The sequence below is a fragment of the Streptomyces sp. JJ66 genome (assembly GCF_019303495.1).
Taxonomy (GTDB): Bacteria; Actinomycetota; Actinomycetes; order Streptomycetales; family Streptomycetaceae; genus Streptomyces.
Map to the genome: position 1 here is coordinate 49,048 of NZ_JAEVFI010000014.1, position 15,225 is coordinate 64,272.

11 protein-coding genes are annotated in these 15,225 nt (G+C 72.0%); 3 read left to right on the forward strand and 8 right to left on the reverse strand.

Translation table 11 applies throughout. From position 1 onward, the window contains the following. Positions 1-32: 32 nt before the first annotated feature. The 7 genes from gap to JJV70_RS12345 form a co-directional block, all read right to left on the reverse strand. Complete coding sequence (gene gap, locus JJV70_RS12315) at positions 33-1,037, reverse strand: type I glyceraldehyde-3-phosphate dehydrogenase (protein ID WP_219047908.1); 1,005 nt, start codon at positions 1,035-1,037, stop codon at positions 33-35. Between the two features lie 304 nt (positions 1,038-1,341). Further along, the gene (whiA, locus tag JJV70_RS12320) at positions 1,342-2,319 is read right to left on the reverse strand and encodes a DNA-binding protein WhiA (protein WP_219047909.1); all 978 of its coding nucleotides are present in this window, start codon (positions 2,317-2,319) and stop codon (positions 1,342-1,344) included. Further along, positions 2,310-3,335 (reverse strand): uridine diphosphate-N-acetylglucosamine-binding protein YvcK, encoded by a 1,026-nt coding sequence (gene yvcK, locus JJV70_RS12325; RefSeq protein ID WP_219047910.1) that lies wholly within the window; start codon positions 3,333-3,335, stop codon positions 2,310-2,312. The genes whiA and yvcK overlap by 10 nt, the downstream gene beginning before the upstream one ends. Then, positions 3,332-4,318: an RNase adapter RapZ gene (gene rapZ / locus JJV70_RS12330; protein WP_257573825.1), complete on the reverse strand. Its 987-nt coding sequence runs from the start codon at positions 4,316-4,318 to the stop codon at positions 3,332-3,334. The genes yvcK and rapZ overlap by 4 nt, the downstream gene beginning before the upstream one ends. Positions 4,319-4,364: 46 nt before the next feature. After that, the gene (uvrC, locus tag JJV70_RS12335; protein WP_219047911.1) at positions 4,365-6,425 is read right to left on the reverse strand and encodes an excinuclease ABC subunit UvrC; all 2,061 of its coding nucleotides are present in this window, start codon (positions 6,423-6,425) and stop codon (positions 4,365-4,367) included. 112 nt (positions 6,426-6,537) lie between these two features. After that, positions 6,538-7,194, reverse strand: coding sequence for an MBL fold metallo-hydrolase (locus JJV70_RS12340; protein ID WP_219047912.1), 657 nt, complete (start codon positions 7,192-7,194; stop codon positions 6,538-6,540). 62 nt (positions 7,195-7,256) lie between these two features. Then, positions 7,257-8,063, reverse strand: a complete 807-nt coding sequence (locus tag JJV70_RS12345; RefSeq protein WP_219047913.1) for a maleylpyruvate isomerase family mycothiol-dependent enzyme — start codon at positions 8,061-8,063, stop codon at positions 7,257-7,259. 194 nt (positions 8,064-8,257) lie between these two features. Between JJV70_RS12345 and uvrA the strand changes: the two genes are divergently transcribed. From uvrA to JJV70_RS12360, 3 genes are all read left to right on the forward strand, one after another. Next, the gene (gene uvrA, locus JJV70_RS12350) at positions 8,258-11,182 is read left to right on the forward strand and encodes an excinuclease ABC subunit UvrA (RefSeq protein ID WP_308294796.1); all 2,925 of its coding nucleotides are present in this window, start codon (positions 8,258-8,260) and stop codon (positions 11,180-11,182) included. Continuing rightward, positions 11,179-11,613 (forward strand): ubiquinol-cytochrome c reductase iron-sulfur subunit, encoded by a 435-nt coding sequence (locus tag JJV70_RS12355; protein ID WP_219047915.1) that lies wholly within the window; start codon positions 11,179-11,181, stop codon positions 11,611-11,613. The genes uvrA and JJV70_RS12355 overlap by 4 nt, the downstream gene beginning before the upstream one ends. 91 nt (positions 11,614-11,704) lie before the next feature. Continuing rightward, positions 11,705-13,912, forward strand: a complete 2,208-nt coding sequence (locus JJV70_RS12360; protein WP_308294797.1) for a phosphodiester glycosidase family protein — start codon at positions 11,705-11,707, stop codon at positions 13,910-13,912. 130 nt (positions 13,913-14,042) lie between these two features. Here the strand turns inward: JJV70_RS12360 and JJV70_RS12365 are convergent, their stop codons facing one another. After that, positions 14,043-15,029: a TerC family protein gene (locus tag JJV70_RS12365; protein WP_219047917.1), complete on the reverse strand. Its 987-nt coding sequence runs from the start codon at positions 15,027-15,029 to the stop codon at positions 14,043-14,045. Between the last annotated feature and the right edge of the window lie 196 nt (positions 15,030-15,225).

Sequence of the window (15,225 nt, forward strand, 5' to 3'; positions counted from 1 at the left end):
TCGGTGCCCTGCGGACCGCGGGCCACGGTCAGCTACAGCTGGTTGCCCACGAAGAGGGTGAGGTCCACCAGACGGTTGGAGTAGCCCCACTCGTTGTCGTACCAGCCGACGATCTTGACCTGCTTGCCCATGACCATCGTCAGCGACGAGTCGAAGGTGCAGGAGGCGGGCCAGTTGACGATGTCGGAGGAGACGATCGGGTCGGAGGTGTACTCCAGGATGCCCTTCAGCTCGCCCTCGGCGGCCTTCTGGAAGGCGTTGTTGACCTCGTCCCTGGTGACCTCGCGGTCCAGCTCGACCACCAGGTCGGTCACCGAGCCGGTGGGCACGGGCACGCGCATCGCGATGCCGTCGAGCTTGCCCTGAAGCTGCGGCAGCACCAGCGCGGTGGCCTTCGCGGCGCCGGTGGAGGTGGGGATGATGTTCTCCGCCGCGGCACGGGCGCGGCGCAGGTCCTTGTGCGGGAAGTCCAGGATGCGCTGGTCGTTGGTGTAGGCGTGGACCGTCGTCATCATGCCCTTGACGATGCCGAAGCTCTCGTCGAGCACCTTGGCCATCGGCGCCACGCAGTTGGTGGTGCAGGAGGCGTTGGAGATGACGTGGTGCTGGCCCGCGTCGTAGGCGTCGTTGTTGACGCCCATCACCACGGTGATGTCCTCCTCCTTGGCCGGGGCCGAGATTAGGACCTTCTTGGCGCCGCCCGCCAGGTGCTTGGCGGCGTCCGCACGCTGGGTGAAGATGCCGGTGGACTCGACGACGACATCGACGCCCAGCTCGCCCCAGGGGATGTCGGCCGGGTCGCGCTCGGAGAGCACCTTGACGGTCTTGTCACCAACGGTGATCGTGTCGGCGGTGTGCGTCACCTCGTCCTTGAGGCGACCGAGGATGGAGTCGTACTTGAGCAGATGCGCGGTGGTCGCGGTGTCACCCAGGTCGTTGACAGCCACGATCTCGATGTCCGCACCCTGCTCCAGGAGCGCGCGGAAGTAGTTACGGCCGATGCGGCCGAAGCCGTTGATGCCTACGCGGATCGTCACGAACCGATCTCCTCGTTGGTGCGCCGGCGAAGGACGCCGACGAGCGTATAGGGATGTCCCCGACCGCCTCCGACCCTACCGCGCGAAATCCTTCCGGGTGACATCGGCCATACCGGGCGAGGCCGGGTCCGCGCCGGCTGTGGTTCACCTTCGGCGGGGGACGTCCCGGCCCCCGCCCCTCCCCGGAACGCAGGGCTCCGCCCCCGTGCCCCCAAGAGCGACGCCACCGCTGCCCGCACTGACCCCGACGCCCCCTGGGAGGCGCCCCGCAGGTCGCCCGCCGCACCGGCCGGCCCGGCCCGGGTCAGCCCACCATCTCCTCGGTCAGTGTGGCCTCCGTGCCGGGGATGCCGAGGTCACTGGCGCGCTTGTCAGCCATCGCCAGCAGGCGGCGGATGCGGCCCGCCACCGCGTCCTTCGTCAGCGGCGGGTCGGCGAGCGCGCCCAGCTCCTCCAGCGACGCCTGCTTGTGCTCCATGCGCAGCCGCCCGGCCGCGGCCAGGTGCTCGGGAACGTCGTCGGCGAGGATCTCCAGCGCCCGCTGCACCCGCGCCCCGGCGGCCACCGCGGCGCGCGCCGAGCGGCGCAGGTTCGCGTCGTCGAAGTTGGCCAGCCGGTTCGCCGTCGCCCGCACCTCGCGGCGCATGCGGCGCTCCTCCCAGGCGAGCACCGACTCGTGCGCACCCAGCCGCGTCAACAGCGCGCCGATCGCGTCACCGTCCCGGACGACGACGCGGTCCACGCCGCGCACCTCGCGGGCCTTGGCCGGGATCTGGAGCCGCCGTGCCGCGCCGACGAGCGCGAGCGCCGCCTCGGGGCCCGGGCAGGTGACCTCCAGCGAGGAGGAGCGGCCCGGTTCGGTGAGCGAGCCGTGCGCGAGGAAGGCACCGCGCCAGGCGGCTTCCGCGTCGCACGTGGCGCCGGAGACGACCTGCGGGGGCAGTCCGCGGATCGGGCGGCCGCGCCCGTCCACCAGCCCGGTCTGCCGGGCGAGCTGGTCCCCGCCCGCGACCACCCGCACGACGTAGCGGCTGCCGCGCCGCAGCCCGCCGGGGGCCATCACCACCAGGTCGGACGAATGGCCGAAGATCTCCAGGATGTCCTTGCGCAGGCGGCGCGCCGCGATGCCGGTGTCCAGCTCGGCCTCGATGACGATGCGCCCGCTGACCAGGTGCAGCCCGCCGGCGAACCGCAGGATGGAGGAGACCTCCGACTTCCGGCAGCAGGTCCGCGTCACGGGAAGCCGCGAGATCTCGTCCTTCACCGCTGCCGTCATCGCCATGGGCCGATCCTTCCATGCATCCGGAAAATACGGTCGTACGCGGCGGCCAGCCGTACCGGGTCGTGGCGCGCGGTCTGACCGGGCGCGGCAACCCGCGCCAGTTCCACCGTGCCGCCCAGCCGCTCGGCGGCCTCGCGCAGACTCTGCTGGTCGGGCACAGCATCCTCGTCCGCCAGCACGACGTCGAAGGTGAGTTTAGGGGCGTGTCGGGCCAAAACCTCCACATGACGCTGCGGGGAAAAACCGGCTGTTTCCCCCGGCTGCGGGGCGAGGTTCAGCGAGAGCACCTTGCGCGCCCGGGTCTCGGCCAGCGCCCCGAGCAGTTCGGGGACCAGCAGATGGGGGATCACCGAGGAGAACCAGGAGCCGGGGCCGAGAACGACCCAGTCGGCGTCCAGCACCGCTTCGACCACCTCGGGCACCGCCGGCGGGTCGGTGGGCACCAGGCGCACTTCCCGCACCTCGCCCGGGGTGAGCGCGACGGTGGCCTGGCCGACGACGGTGGTGACGCGGTCGGGCAGCGCCGGGTCGTGCCCGCGCACCTGGGCCTGGAGCTGGAGCGGGACGGCGGACATGGGCAGCACGCGGCCCTGCGCGCCGAGCAGCTTGCCCACGAGGTCGAGGGCGGCGACGTGGTTGCCCAGCTGCTCCCACAGCGCGACGATCAGCAGGTTGCCGACGGCGTGACCGCGCAGTTCGCCCTCTCCGGCGAACCGGTGCTGCACGACGCGGGCCCAAGTCTGCCCCCACTCGTCGTCCCCGCACAGCGCGGCCAGCGCCTTGCGCAGGTCTCCGGGCGGCAGCACGTCGAGTTCGGCGCGCAGCCGCCCGCTGGAGCCGCCGTCGTCGGCGACGGTGACGACGGCGGTGAGGTCGCCGGTGATGCGGCGCAGCGCGGTGAGCGAGGCGGACAGGCCCATGCCGCCGCCCAGCGCCACCACCTTGGGCTGGCCCTTGCTCCCCGGGAGCAGCCTGCGGCGGCGCAGGCGCAGGGAACGGCCGGCGACCGAGCTCATTCGCGTCCCATGTCCCGGTGGACGACGACGGTCTCCACGCCCTCCGCCGACAGCCTGCGGCCCAGCCGCTCGCTCATGGCGACGCTGCGGTGCTTGCCGCCGGTGCAGCCGATGGCGATGGTGACGTAGCGCTTGCCCTCGCGCCGGTATCCGGCGGCCACGAGCTGGAGGAGTTCGGCGTAGCGGTCAAGGAACTCCTTGGCCCCGGGCTGGTCGAAGACGTAGTCGGCCACCTCGGGGCTGGTGCCGGTGAAGGGGCGCAGCTCGGGCACCCAGTGCGGGTTGGGCAGGAAGCGGCAGTCGGCGACCAGGTCGGCGTCCACCGGCAGGCCGTACTTGTAGCCGAAGGACATCACCGTGGCCCGCAGCTCGGGTTCCTCGTCCCCGGCGAACTGGGCGTCCATCTTGGCGCGCAGTTCGTGCACGTTGAGGCTGGAGGTGTCGATCACCAGGTCGGCGTCGCCGCGCAGCTCGCGCAACAGGTCGCGCTCGGCGGCGATGCCGTCCACGATGCGGCCGTCGCCCTGCAGCGGGTGCGGGCGGCGCACCGACTCGAAACGGCGCACCAGCGCGTCGTCGGACGCCTCCAGGAAGACGGTGCGCCGGGTGACGCGCTTGGCCTCCAGGTCGGCCAGCGACTCCTTGAGGTTTTCGAAGAAGCGGCGCCCGCGGACGTCCACGACGACGGCGATGCGGGCGACGTTGCCCTGCGAGCGGGCGCCGAGGTCCACCATGGTGGAGATCAGGGCGGGCGGCAGGTTGTCCACGACGAACCAGCCGAGGTCTTCCAGGCACTTGGCGGCGGTGCTGCGGCCCGCGCCGGACATGCCGGAGATGATCACCAGCTCGGGGATCGTCACCTTCTCGGCGCCGTTGCCCTCGGCTGCCGGCGTGGCCGTGTTCACCTGTGCTCCCGTGTCGTCGCTGGGTCCCGCGGGTGTGGCCTGCGGGGTGCTGCTGGTTCTGTTCCGGTGCTCGCTCATCGGCTGCTCCCCCGGTGGTCGGTGCGATGCGTGCGCGTTGGCACGCCTACGGTCCATCATCGTCGATGATCTCGCCGGTGGTGGTGTTGACCGCCGGTACGCCGCGCTGCTGCCCGGCGAGCGCGGCGGCGACCGTCTCGGCGGTCCTGCGGCCGATGCCGGGCACCTCGCAGATCTGCTCGATGGTGGCCGTGCGCAGCCGCTTGACCGAACCGAAGTGCTTGACGAGGGCCTGCTTGCGGGTCTCGCCCAGGCCGGGTACCGCGTCCAGCGGACCGGCCTTCAGCGCGCGGGAGCGTTTGCCCCGCTGGTAGCGGATCGCGAACCGGTGGGCCTCGTCGCGCACCCGCTGGAGCAGGTAGAGCCCTTCGCTGCTGCGCGGCAGCACCACGGGGTCGTCGTCGCCGGGCAGCCACACCTCTTCCAGGCGTTTGGCCAGGCCGCAGACGGCGACGTCGTCGATGCCCAGTTCGTCCAGCGCGGCGCGGGCGGCGGCGACCTGGGGCTGCCCGCCGTCCACGACGACGAGCTGCGGCGGGTAGGCGAAGCGTTTGGGCCTGCCCTCGGGCGTGCGCGGTCCGCTCCGCACGGCGTTGCCCGCCGCGTCCAGCACCTCACCTTGCGCCTCGCCCTGCGCCGCGGGTGGCCCGGGCTCCTCGGTGCCGTTCCCCTCGCCGTCCTCGGGCACGGCCCACTCGCCCGTCTCCTGGCGTTCGGCCAGGTAGCGGCGGAAGCGGCGCCCCACGACCTCGCGCATGGCGCGCACGTCGTCCTGACCGGCGAAGGACTTGATCTGGAAACGGCGGTACTCGCTCTTGCGGGCGAGCCCGTCCTCGAAGACGACCATGGACGCCACCACGTCCTCGCCCTGGAGGTGGGAGACGTCGAAGCACTCGATGCGCAGCGGTACGGAGTCCAGGTCGAGCGCCTGGGCGATCTCCTCCAGCGCGCGGGAGCGGGTGGTCAGGTCGGAGGCGCGCTTGGTCTTGTGCAGGGCGAGGGACTGCTGCGCGTTGCGCCGCACGGTCTCCATCAGCGCGCGCTTGTCGCCACGCTGGGGTATGCGCAGGCTGACGCGGGAGCCTCGGCGGGCGGTGAGCCACTGGCTGATGGGCTCCACCGGGTCGGGCAGCGCGGGGACGAGGACTTCCTTCGGCACGGCGTCGCCCTTCTCCTCCCCGTAGAGCTGCTGCAACGCGTGCTCGACGAGGTCGGCGCTGGAGACGGCCTCCACCTTGTCGGTGACCCAGCCGCGCTGGCCGCGCACCCGGCCGCCGCGCACGTGGAAGATCTGCACGGCGGCCTCCAGCTCGTCCTCCGCCAGCGCGATCAGGTCGGCGTCGGTGGCGTCGGTGAGGACGACGGCGTTCTTCTCCATGGCCCGCTTCAGCGCCCCGAGGTCGTCGCGCAGCCGGGCGGCCTTCTCGTACTCCAGCTCCTCGGCCGCTTCCCGCATGGCCGCTTCCAGCCGGCGCACGTGGGCGCCGGTGCGCCCGGCCATGAACTCGGCGAACTCCTCCGCCAGTTCGCGGTGGTCCTCGGGGCTGATGCGGCCGACGCAGGGCGCGGCGCACTTGTCGATGTAGCCCAGCAGGCAGGGGCGGCCGATCTGCGCGGAGCGCTTGAAGACACCAGCGGAGCAGGTGCGCACGGGGAAGACGCGCAGCAGCAGGTCCACGGTCTCGCGGATCGCCCAGGCGTGGCCGTAGGGGCCGAAGTAGCGCACGCCCTTCTTCTTGGCGCCGCGCATGACCTGCACCCGGGGGAACTCCTCGTTCATCGTCACGGCGAGGAACGGGTAGCTCTTGTCGTCCCGGTACTTGACGTTGAAGCGGGGGTCGAACTCCTTGATCCAGGTGTACTCCAGCTGGAGCGCCTCGACCTCGGTGCCGACGACCGTCCACTCCACGGAGGCCGCCGTCGTCACCATCGTGCGGGTGCGCGGGTGCAGCCCGGCCAGGTCCTGGAAGTAGGACGCCAGGCGCTGCCGCAGGCTCTTGGCCTTGCCGACGTAGATCACCCGGCGGTGCTCGTCGCGGAAGCGGTAGACGCCCGGCGAATCCGGGATCTGGCCCGGTTCGGGCCGGTAGCTGGACGGATCTGCCATGTCGGACACCCTACGTGCGGGCGGGGACAGTCCTCGGTGACGGTGTTGGGGAGGGGAGACGAGGGGAGGTGCCACCGTCCGCCGTGGGTCTCCCCGCGCCGGGGAGAGGCCGCTACCAGCCGCGCTCGCGCCACTGCGGCAGGTGCGGGCGTTCGGCACCGAGGGAGGTGTCGTCCCCGTGGCCAGGGTAGACCCAGGTCTCGTCGGGCAGTTCGCCGAACAGCTTGGTCTCCACGTCGTGCAGCAGGCTGCGGAAGTGCTCGGCGTTGCCGAAGGTGTTGCCGACGCCGCCGGGGAAGAGGCAGTCGCCGGTGAACGCGTGCGGGTGGCCGTGCGGGTCGTCGTAGACGAGCACGATGGAGCCCGGGGTGTGGCCGACCAGGTGGCGGGCGGTGAGGCGGCAGGCGCCGAAGGTGAGGGAGTCGCCGTCGTCCAGCGGCACGTCGGTGGGCACCGGGATGCCGTCGGCGTCCTCGCGCCCGGCGTAGGTGCGGGCGCCGGTGGCGGTGACCACCTCCTCCAGCGCCTGCCAGTGGTCCCCGTGCCGGTGGGTGGTGACGACGCCGGTGATGCCGTCGCCGCCGATGAGGTGCAGCAGCGTCTCGGGGTCGTTGGCGGCGTCGATGAGCAGCTGCTCGCCGGTGGTGCGGCAGCGCAGCAGGTAGGCGTTGTTGTCCATCGGGCCGACGGAGACCTTGGAGATCATCAGGTCGGCCAGCTCGTGGACGTCGGCCGGACCTCCGAGGGTGACCTTTCCGGTGTAGGGCATGGTGTCTCCTTGCGGACGAGGGCGGACGGGAGGGACGGGGGCGGCTGGGAGGACCGGAGTGGTTACAGCGGCGGCAGCGGCGGCAGCTGGCCGCTGCTCGCGGTGAGGCCGGTGCCGGTGGTGCGGCCGGCGAGCCAGCCCGCGAGCGCGGCGGGCGTACCGGTGATGACGACGGGGCCGGTGGCGTCGCCCTCCCCGTCCGGGCCGCCGGGGTTTATCGGCCGCCCGGTGCGCCAGGTGCGGCCGTCCTCAGCGCGCAGCTCGATGGCCGGGACCTCGGAGTTGCCGGTGAAGCGCTTGGCCAGGTAGGCGATGAGGCGGCTGGTGAACTCGGCGGGCAGGTCCTCCGGTGTCCGGCCGGAGCCGAGGTCGAGGTGGTGCAGTTCGATCTCCACCTGGCGGCGGAAGGGGATGGCGGACGCGGTGTCCTTGACGCCGCCACGCAGTTCCAGCAGCCGCTGCCACCGCTCACCGTGGTACTGGGCGAAGGCCCGGTCCAGCCGCTCGGCGGTGGCCCGGATGTCGTGCAGCTGCTCACCCAGCGGGCGGGCGGAGCCGCGCTCGATGTCGGCCTCGCGGGCCTCGGCGCTGCGGTACATCGGGCGGCCTTCGAGAACGTTGACCAGCGCGTCGGCGTTGCGTGCGAGGTGGGTGAGGACGTGCCCACGGGTCCAGCCCGGCAAGGTGGAGGACGCGGTGACCGCCTGCTCCTCGGTGGCGCCGTCGGCCGTCAGCCGCTCGGCGGCCGCCAGCAGGGCGTCGGTGGACTCCCGCAGGGCGGCGACGTCCGTCTCGGCCTGCTCGGCTGCGGCGGCCTGGTCGGCTGCGGCGGCGTGGTCGGGCTGGGGCTGGCGCTCGGGCGAAGTCATGATCCAACGCTATCCCCGCCGCACGTTCGGGTGAAGCCGGACGCGAGGTGGGCCGTTCCGCGCCGAATCGAATGTGCGTGCTATAAGCTCGCGTGCGGGGCATCCGGGCGACATTCCGGCAGCGGCCCCCATACCCTGAACGGGGGGCCGCCTGTCCGTGCCCTCACCCTCATACCGGAAAGGTGCCGACCGGCGTGGCCGACCGTCTCATCGTGCGTGGCGCTCGCGAGCACAATCTGAAGAACGTCTCGCTCGACCTGCCGCGTGACTCGCTCATCGTCTTCACCGGCCTGTCCGGCTCGGGCAAGTCCTCGCTCGCGTTCGACACGATCTTCGCCGAGGGCCAGCGCCGTTACGTGGAGTCGCTCTCGTCCTACGCGCGGCAGTTCCTCGGCCAGATGGACAAGCCGGACGTCGATTTCATCGAGGGGCTGTCCCCGGCGGTGTCGATCGACCAGAAGTCCACCTCGCGCAACCCGCGCTCGACGGTCGGCACGATCACCGAGGTCTACGACTACCTGCGGCTGCTGTTCGCCCGCATCGGCAAGCCGCACTGCCCCGAGTGCGGGCAGCCCATCGCCCGCCAGTCCCCGCAGGCCATCGTGGACAAGGTGCTGGGGCTGGAGGAGGGCAGCCGTTTCCAGGTGCTCTCGCCACTGGTGCGCGAGCGCAAGGGCGAGTTCGCCGACCTCTTCTCCGACCTCCAGACCAAGGGATACAGCCGCGCCCGGGTGGACGGCGCGACGATCCAGCTGTCCGATCCGCCGAAGCTGAAGAAGCAGGAGAAGCACACCATCGAGGTGGTCGTGGACCGCCTCACCGTCAAGGGCAGCGCCAAGCGGCGCCTGACGGACTCGGTGGAGACGGCGCTCGGCCTGTCCGGCGGCATGGTGATCCTCGACTTCGTCGATCTCGACGAGGACGACCCGCAGCGCGAGCGCATGTTCTCCGAGCACCTGTACTGCCCTCGGGACGACCTGTCGTTTGAGGAGCTGGAGCCGCGCTCGTTCTCCTTCAACTCCCCCTTCGGCGCCTGCCCGGAGTGCACCGGCATCGGCACCCGCATGGAGGTGGACCCGGAGCTGATCGTGCCCGACCCGGACAAGTCGCTGGACGACGGCGCGATCCACCCGTGGTCGCACGGGCACAACCGGGAGTACTTCGGCCGCCTGATCGGCGCCCTGTCCGACGCCCTGGGCTTCCGCACCGACATCCCGTGGGCCGGGCTGCCGCAGCGGGCGAAGAAGGCGCTGCTGAACGGTCACCGCACGCAGATCGACGTGCGCTACCGCAACCGGTACGGGCGCGAGCGCTCCTACACCACCGCCTTCGAGGGCGCGGTGCCGTTCGTGCGGCGCCGGCACTCCGAGGCCGAGTCGGACTCCAGCCGCGAGCGCTTCGAGGGCTACATGCGCGAGGTGCCCTGCCCGTCCTGCGAGGGCTCCCGGCTCAAGCCCCTCGTGCTGGCGGTCACCGTGCACGGCCGGTCGATCGCCGAGGTGTCGGCCATGTCGATCAGCGAGTGCGCCGACTTCCTGCGCGAGCTGACGCTGACCGCCCGGGAGAAGAAGATCGCCGAGCGGGTGCTGAAGGAGGTCAACGAGCGGCTGCGGTTCCTGGTGGACGTCGGCCTGGACTACCTCTCCCTCAACCGCGCCGCGGGCACCCTCTCCGGCGGCGAGGCGCAGCGCATCCGGCTGGCCACGCAGATCGGCTCCGGCCTCGTCGGCGTCCTGTACGTGCTGGACGAACCGTCGATCGGTCTGCACCAGCGGGACAACCACCGGCTGATCGAGACCCTGGTGCGGCTGCGGAACCTGGGCAACACCCTCATCGTCGTCGAGCACGACGAAGACACCATCCGCACCTCGGACTGGGTGGTGGACATCGGCCCCGGCGCGGGCGAGCACGGCGGCGAGGTCGTGCACAGCGGCCCGCTGGCCGAGCTGCTGGCCAACGGCGATTCGGTCACCGGGCAGTACCTCGCCGGGAAGCGGGCGATCCCCACTCCCGAGGGCCGCCGCGCGGTGGACGAGGACCGCAAGCTCACCGTCGTCGGCGCCCGCGAGAACAACCTGCGCGACATCGACGTGGAGTTCCCGCTCGGGGTGCTGACCGCCGTCACCGGCGTGTCCGGCTCCGGCAAGTCCACCCTCGTCAACGACATCCTCTACACCCACCTGGCGCGCGAGCTGAACGGCGCCAAGGCGGTGCCCGGGCGGCACACCCGGGTCACCGGCGACGACCAGGTGGACAAGGTGGTGCACGTTGACCAGTCCCCCATCGGACGCACCCCGCGTTCCAACCCGGCCACCTACACCGGCGTCTTCGACCACGTGCGCCGGCTGTTCGCGGAGACGATGGAGGCCAAGGTCCGCGGCTACCTGCCGGGCCGGTTCTCCTTCAACGTCAAGGGCGGGCGCTGCGAGAACTGCTCCGGCGACGGCACGATCAAGATCGAGATGAACTTCCTGCCGGACGTCTACGTGCCGTGCGAGGTGTGTCACGGCGCCCGGTACAACCGGGAGACGCTGGAGGTTCACTACAAGGGCAAGAACATCGCCGAGGTGCTGAACATGCCGATCGAGGAGGCGCTCGGCTTCTTCGAGGCCGTCCCGGCCATCGCCCGGCACCTGCGCACCCTCCACGACGTGGGCCTGGGCTACGTCCGGCTCGGCCAGTCCGCGCCGACGCTCTCCGGCGGTGAGGCGCAGCGCGTGAAGCTCGCCTCCGAACTGCAAAAACGCTCGACGGGCCGCACGGTGTACGTGCTGGACGAGCCGACGACCGGCCTGCACTTCGATGACATCCGCAAGCTCATCACGGTGCTGGAGGGCCTGGTCAACAAGGGCAACACAGTGATCGTCATCGAGCACAACCTCGACGTCATCAAGACCGCCGACTGGGTGGTGGACATGGGCCCCGAGGGCGGCGTCGGCGGGGGCCTGGTCATCGCCGAGGGCACGCCCGAGGAGGTCGCCGCCGTCCCGGCCAGCCACACCGGTAAGTTCCTGCGCGAGCTGCTGGGCGACCGGGTCAGCGACGCGGCGGTACGCAAGGCCCCGCGCAAGGCATCGGCGTCCGGCGGGCGGACACGCAAGAAGGCGAGTGCACGATGAGTGGCGAGAAGGCCCACGCGGGGCCACGGCCCGGCCGCCGGGCGGTACTGCGCGGCGCTGCGGTGACGGCGGCCGGGGCGGCGGGCCTGAGTGCCGCCGGATGCGCGGGCGCCGACGGCCCACCCCCCGAGCCGCCCAGCGAGCCGGTGACACTGGGTCCCGCGTCCAAGGTGGGGGTTGGCGAGGCACAGGTGTTCCCCGGGCAGAACGTCCTCGTCTCCCAGCCGGAGGCGGGCACCTACCGGGCGTTCAGCGCGGTGTGCACCCACAAGCAGTGCCCGATCCCGTTCGTGGAGCGGCAAGAAGCCGTCTGCACCTGTCACGGCTCACGCTTCGACGTGATGAGCGGCGAGGTACGGCAGGGCCCGGCCACGCGCCCCCTGCCCCCGGTCCCCATCCAGCTGGACGGCGACGACCTGGTGGCGGGGTAGGAGCGCCCCCGGCACGAGGGTGGGGTGAACGTACCCCGGCGCGCCGCCCCGCGTGCACCCCACCGCGGGCGGCCGCTGGAACGCTGACGCCGTGACAGCCTTACGCGCGTTCCTCCTCGCCCTCGCCACCTCGCTGCTCCTCTCCGGCCTCGCACCGGCCCAGCCACCACCCACGGCCTCCGCACCGCCCCTCACCCGGCACGCCCAGCCCCTCGCCCCCGGGGTCACGCACACCGCGTGGGAAGAGCCGGACGCGGTGAACCCCCTGCGCGCGGACGCGCTCACCGTGGATCTCACCACGGGCACCCGGGTCGACTACCTCTCCCCCGCCTCCGTCACCGAGCGCCGTACCGTCAGCGCGCTCACCGCCGCCCACGATCCGGGCCCGGGGCGCCGCACGGTCGCCGCCCTCAACGGCGACTTCTTCGACCTGAACGCCACCGCCGCCCCCCTTGGACCCGGCATGCGCGACGGCACGCTGCGGCACTCCGGCTCCGGCGGCAGCACCCGCGCTGCCGGCTTCGGTCCCGGCGGCGCGGGCCGCGTGCTGGACCTCTACTTCGACGGCACGCTCCACCTCCCGCACGGCGCCCGGCATCCGCTCGCGGGGTACAACGCCGCCGACGTGCCCGCGAACGGCGTCGGCGCCTACACCTCGCAGTGGGGCCCGGCCGACCGGTCGCTGACCGTGGACGGCGCCGCCGAGACGACCGAGGTGGCCGTGGCCGACGGCGCGGTGGTATCCGTACGCGACGCCCCCGGCCGTGACCCGGTCCCGCCCGGGACGACGGTCCTGCTCGGCCGGGGTGCCGGTGCCCGCGCCCTGACCGCGCTCACCCCGGGTGACCCGGTACGGCTGACCTACCAGCCACGCACCGGGGACGGCGGGCCGCTGCCGCGCACCGCGGTCGGCGGGCGCGAGCTGCTGGTCGTGGACGGGGAGCCGCAGGACTGGACCGGTGCGCCGAACGACCGCGCCGCGCCCCGCACCGCCGTGGGGTTCTCCGCGGACGGGGTGACGCTGTACGTGCTCACCGTGGACGGCCGCCAAGCCGCGTCCCGTGGCGTCACGCTGACCCGGCTGGGCCAGATGATGCGGCAGCTGGGCGCCCACCACGCCCTCAATCTGGACGGCGGCGGCTCCTCGACGCTGCTGGCCACGGCGGCGGGCAACCGGGCGCCCCGGGTCGTCAACGGCCCGTCCGACGGCGCCGAACGCCCGGTGCCCAACGGGCTGGCGCTCACCACGCCGCGAGGCAGCGGGCGTCCGGCGGGATTGCGGGTACGCCCGGCACTGGCGGACGCGGAGCCGGACGCGTGGCTCGGCGGTGCGTCGCCGGTCCGCGTCTTCCCCGGCCTGACCCGGCGGCTGAGCGCCACCGCCTACGACGAGACCTACGGCCCAGCCGACGCCAACCCTCGCTGGCGCTCGCAGCGGCCGTACTACGGCACGGTGTCCGCCGACGGCACGTTCCGGGCGCGTCGGCCGGGATCGGTCGCGGTGACGGCACGGGACGGCCGGGCACACGGGAGCACGCGGCTGGAGGTGCTGGAAGAGCTGACCGAGGTGCGCCCCACGGCCCCACGGCTCGGGCTGGCCGCCCAGGGCGACAGCGCCGCGTTCGGGCTCAGCGGGGTTGCCGCGAACGGTCTGACGGCCCCGGTCGAGCCCGGCGATGTCCGGCTCACCTACGACCGCGCGCTGTTCGACGTCATCCCGGACCCGGCGCGGGGGACGTTCACGGTGACAGCGCGCACCGGCTCAGGCGGCGGGCGTATCGCAGCGGAGGTGGCCGGGCGGCAGGCCGTAGTGGAGGTGACGGTCGGGCTGCGGGACGTGCCGGTAGCCGACTTCGCCGACGCCGCGCGCTGGACCTTCTCGGCAGCCCGCGCCGAGGGCTCGGTGAGCGCGGAACCCCGGGGGCGGGAGGGTCCCGGTCTGCGGCTGCGGTACGACTTCGGCCGCTCGACGGGGACCCGCGCCGCCTACGTCACTCCGCCCGCGCCACTGGGGGTACCGGGTCGGCCGCAGGCGTTCACAGTGTGGCTGGACGGTGACGGACACGGGGCGTGGCCGTCGCTGGCGCTGACCGACGCGGCCGGGGTGCGGCACGTGCTGCGCGGGCCGCACGTGGTGTGGCGCGGCTGGCGGCAGCTGTCGTTCGCGCTGCCACAGGACCTCGCCTACCCGGTGACGGTGGACCGCCTCTATCTGGCGGAGACCCGGGCATCGGCGCGGTACGCGGGTGAGGTGGTCCTCGATACCCTGACGGCCCGCGTTCCGCAGCCTCTCCCGTGACCGCTCCCGCCCCGGCGGGCGCCGCCGCACGGCCTTACCCGCTGGCCGGACGCGCCTGCCGCCGGTGGCAGGGAAACGCCGGAGGGGCTGAACACCGGGTGTTCAGCCCCTGCGGCGGGTGCGGGGGCGGCTACTTCACGGACACGTCGTCGTCCGGCTGCGCCGCCTGTGCGTTCGTCTTCTTCGCCGCGATCAGACTGGTGATCGTCGTGACGACCAGAACCCCACAGATCACACCCAGCGAGACCGGGGTGGAGATCACCGGGACGTGCACGCCGTACTCGTGCAGCGCGTGCAGGACCAGTTTCACGCCGATGAAGCCGAGGATGATCGACAGACCATAGGACAGGTGGACCAGCTTCTTCAGCAGGCCGCCGATGAGGAAGTACAGCTGCCGCAGGCCCATCAGCGCGAAGGCGTTCGCGGTAAAGACGATGTACGGGTCCTGGGTGAGGCCGAAGATCGCCGGAATGGAGTCCAGCGCGAACAGCACGTCGGTGGTGCCGATGGCGAGCATGACGATCAGCATCGGCGTCATCAGGCGACGGCCGTTCTCGACGATCGTCATCTTCGTGCCGTGGTACTGGTCGGTCGAGGGGAACTTGCGCTCGATGGCCTTCAAAAGGCGGTTCTCCTCGTACGCCTCTTCCTCGTCCTCGGCGCGGGCCTCCTGGATGAGCTTCCAGGCGGTCCACACCAGGAACGCGCCGAAGACGAAGAAGATCCAGGCGAACTGCGAGATGAGCGCGGCGCCGGCGGCGATGAAGCCCGCCCGGAGCACCAGGGCGATCAGCACACCGATCATCAGCACGCGCTGCTGGTAGATCGGCGGGACGGAGAACTTCGCCATGATGAGGATGAAGACGAAGAGATTGTCGACGCTCAGCGACTTCTCGGTGATGTACCCGGCGAAGAACTCACCGGACGCCTGTGTGTCTCCCCACCACAGCAGGCTGGCGCCGAAGATCACGGCGAGGGCGACCCAGACGGCCGACCAGATACCCGCTTCCCGGATCGACACCTCGTGCGGCTTGCGACCGCCGATGAAGAAGTCAACGGCGATCAGGGCGCAGAGAACGACGACGGTGACGACCCACGTGGTCAGCGTTACTTCCATGCAGCGCTCCTCCGGCTGTCAGTGGCCGGAGGTCTCTTCCGCCCGGGCCGCGACAGCCACGGGCCGATGCCCCGGGGCCGAAACGGCCGACCCGTATTGACGGGAACATCGCAAACCGGGAGTACTCCCCTCCGCGTAGTGCAGCGTACGGCATGTTCAAGAAATGGCAAAGGCGAGAGCGCCTGGCCACCCGCCT

Bases quoted from the DNA above. Each gene is read 5' to 3' on its own strand.
- JJV70_RS12355 (WP_219047915.1), top strand. From the start codon at position 11,179: ATGAGTGGCGAGAAGGCCCACGCGGGGCCACGGCCCGGCCGCCGGGCG.
- uvrC (WP_219047911.1), bottom strand. From the start codon at position 6,425: ATGGCAGATCCGTCCAGCTACCGGCCCGAACCGGGCCAGATCCCGGAT.
- yvcK (WP_219047910.1), bottom strand. From the start codon at position 3,335: ATGAGCTCGGTCGCCGGCCGTTCCCTGCGCCTGCGCCGCCGCAGGCTG.
- rapZ (WP_257573825.1), bottom strand. From the start codon at position 4,318: ATGAGCGAGCACCGGAACAGAACCAGCAGCACCCCGCAGGCCACACCC.
- JJV70_RS12340 (WP_219047912.1), bottom strand. From the start codon at position 7,194: ATGCCCTACACCGGAAAGGTCACCCTCGGAGGTCCGGCCGACGTCCAC.
- JJV70_RS12365 (WP_219047917.1), bottom strand. From the start codon at position 15,029: ATGGAAGTAACGCTGACCACGTGGGTCGTCACCGTCGTCGTTCTCTGC.
- JJV70_RS12345 (WP_219047913.1), bottom strand. From the start codon at position 8,063: ATGACTTCGCCCGAGCGCCAGCCCCAGCCCGACCACGCCGCCGCAGCC.
- whiA (WP_219047909.1), bottom strand. From the start codon at position 2,319: ATGGCGATGACGGCAGCGGTGAAGGACGAGATCTCGCGGCTTCCCGTG.